This window comes from bacterium (genome assembly GCA_024226335.1).
Classification (GTDB): domain Bacteria; phylum Myxococcota_A; class UBA9160; order SZUA-336; family SZUA-336; genus JAAELY01.
Genome location: JAAELY010000128.1, coordinates 1 through 2,419 on the forward strand (window position 1 = coordinate 1; position 2,419 = coordinate 2,419).

Genomic DNA, 2,419 nt, shown 5'->3' on the forward strand with positions numbered 1-2,419 from the left:
CTCCCCGAGGATCTCGAAACACCGCTGCACCAACTGCAACCGCGACAACCGCGTCGAGGTCCGGCCATCGGTGATGGACCCGATCGAGGAGCACGTCGAGGAAGGCAAGGACAAGAACAAGGTCGCAAGGACCGGTCGGACCTCTATCTCGCACACCTCCGAGCAGGTCGAGTGCGAAGAGGTCGCCGCGGCGTACATCAACGGCGGGGAACCCTCGGAGTAAACCGTGCCGCTGCTTCAGGAAAACAGAGACCGGAACGACGTCGCCCCAACCGGCGACAAGGACTCCGACTACATCCTGCGCTGGGCGCTCGAAGCGTACTCATCGACGCGGGACGAGCACGAACAGGACTGGTGCCAAGACCACTACATCTATTACAAATACATCAAGAACTACATGGAGACGCGAGTCGACCCCGACGACTACCACTCCAACGTAGGCGTCGGCCTCGCCTGGCCGATCATGAAGGTTGTCGCGGCCAAGCTGATGGCGCCGTGGCAAGCCGGCGACCGGCTGATCGACGCTATCCCACTCGAAGAGGTCGGGCGCGGGAGAGCCGACCAGATCGCCGCGTGGATCAACCATCAGTTCATCAACGGGATCCCGCGGATGTACTCGAAGATGGAGCTCACGAAAGAGTCGGCTATCTCGATGGGCCGCGGGATTATCAAGCACCGGATGGAGAAGCCGACCCCGACGAAGATTCTCAAGCGCGTCCCGGTCGAGGTCGCAGGCCAGGTGCTCGAGACGAAGCTCCAGTGGGTCGACTCCGAGCCCGAGTCGAAGTTCATGTTCGACTACGTCGACCCGTTCAACTTCTGGTGGAGCGGGACATCGCGCTGGTACGAAGAGGCCGATTTCACCGTCGAGCGCTCGTACATGACGTTCTCCGAAGTGCAGCGCATGATCGCCTCCGGCGAGTGGGAGCCGTTCGAGATCTCCGCAGGCGATGCCGTGGGGTACGACCAGTACACCCTGAAGCGGCTGCAACTCGAAGGCGGTTACGGCGACAACGTCCGCGCAGGCGACAGCACCCACAAGCCGCACCAGCGGATCGAAATTCAGGGCTGGGTCGAGACCAGTAAGAAGAAGAACGGTTACCCGGTATTCGAGAAGCGCCTCGTGCAGATCCTCGACAAGAAGCACCTCGTCAAGAATCAGCTTCTCGCGACCTGGGACGCGAAACCGAGCTACGTCGTCTACGAGCCGTCGCTGGACTGTTGCGGGAACCGACCGATTGGGCTCGTCGAGCCGGTCGAGCAGATCCTGCTCGCGATCAACGACTTTACGAACATCGGGTTCGACAACGCACGGAAGATTGTCGAGTCGTCGTTTGTGATCGACCCCGAGATGACCGACCAGGACGAGCTTTACCTCGGGCCCGGCGAGCAGAACTGGATCCAGGACCCACGCGCCTCCGTCGCACCGCTGGAGATGAAAGACCTCCCGCAGTCGTTCGTGTGGTTCATCGGGTTCTTCAAAGATCTCCTGCAGTCGAATACGGGGATCTCGGACTACATGGGCGGGCTCAATACGCAAGATACCCAGCGGTTGACGAAGACGGCGAAGGGTATGGAGATGATGAACAACAACGCCTCGTCGAGGATCGCTCCGTGGATCTCGAAGATGGATTACGAGCTCTACCGCCCGATGGCGCGTGCGATGCACCAGACCGCGAAGCAGCGAATGACGAAGCCGCAGCGGATCCGGCTCCCCGGGAACCCCTCGGCTCCGTTCGCCACGATCCTCCCCGAGCAGCTCGACGCCGAGCTCGAGTACGCCTTCAACGTCAAGGCGCTCGACCAGGCTACGGGGCGCCGCCGGCAGGACTTCCTGGAGATGACCGACAGGCTGATCGGACTGCAGACCGCAGGAGGCTTCCAGGCCGCTGGAGTCGAGATTGACGCCGTCGAGGTCGCCCGGATGATGATGGAAGAATTCGACCACGGAGGAAACGTCGACAAGCTGATCAAGAAGGTCCAGCAACTCCCCGTAGGCGACGCACCGCCGGGAGCTCCCCAGCCTCCGCAGGGCGCACCGCCCCAGGGGCCCCCGCGATGAACCAGAGTAGAGAGCAGCAGGTCGGGGCCCTCCAACAGAAGTACGAGGGACTCCAGCGACTCCTCGAACGAGCGAAGCGTGCCGAGATCCTCGTCACCACCGAAGCGTGGACGCTGGACATCGAGCCGATGCTACTGAAGCACATCAAAGACTTTCAAGAGAAGACCGTGTGGTCGGTGCAGGATGGCGAGTTCCCCCTGGCCCGAGCCCGGACCTCACGCTCGAAGAAGATCCTCGACAAAGTGATAGAGGACTCTACGAGACGAGAGAAGATCGAAGAAGAGATGGAAGCGGTCGCGACGAAGATCGAGACCGAACGCAAGCGTAACCAAGGGAGAATCTGATGTTTCGACGACA

At 61.3% G+C, this 2,419-nt stretch carries 3 protein-coding genes; all 3 read left to right on the top strand.

The features are described from left to right. Nucleotides 1-73 precede the first annotated feature (73 nt). Genes GY725_05935 through GY725_05945 form a run of 3 tightly spaced genes read left to right on the top strand, consistent with a single transcriptional unit; the run spans nucleotide 74 to nucleotide 2,406 of the window. Nucleotides 74-223, top strand: coding sequence for a hypothetical protein (locus tag GY725_05935; GenBank protein ID MCP4003718.1), 150 nt, complete (start codon nucleotides 74-76; stop codon nucleotides 221-223). A gap of 3 nt (nucleotides 224-226) precedes the next feature. Beyond that, on the top strand, nucleotides 227-2,062 hold the full coding sequence (locus GY725_05940; GenBank protein MCP4003719.1) for a hypothetical protein: 1,836 nt from the start codon (nucleotides 227-229) through the stop codon (nucleotides 2,060-2,062). Beyond that, entirely contained in the window at nucleotides 2,059-2,406 is a 348-nt protein-coding gene (locus tag GY725_05945) for a hypothetical protein (protein MCP4003720.1), read from the top strand. The genes GY725_05940 and GY725_05945 overlap by 4 nt, the downstream gene beginning before the upstream one ends. Nucleotides 2,407-2,419 lie beyond the last annotated feature (13 nt).

Bases quoted from the DNA above. Each gene is read 5' to 3' on its own strand.
- GY725_05935 (MCP4003718.1), top strand. From the start codon at position 74: ATGGACCCGATCGAGGAGCACGTCGAGGAAGGCAAGGACAAGAACAAG.
- GY725_05945 (MCP4003720.1), top strand. From the start codon at position 2,059: ATGAACCAGAGTAGAGAGCAGCAGGTCGGGGCCCTCCAACAGAAGTAC.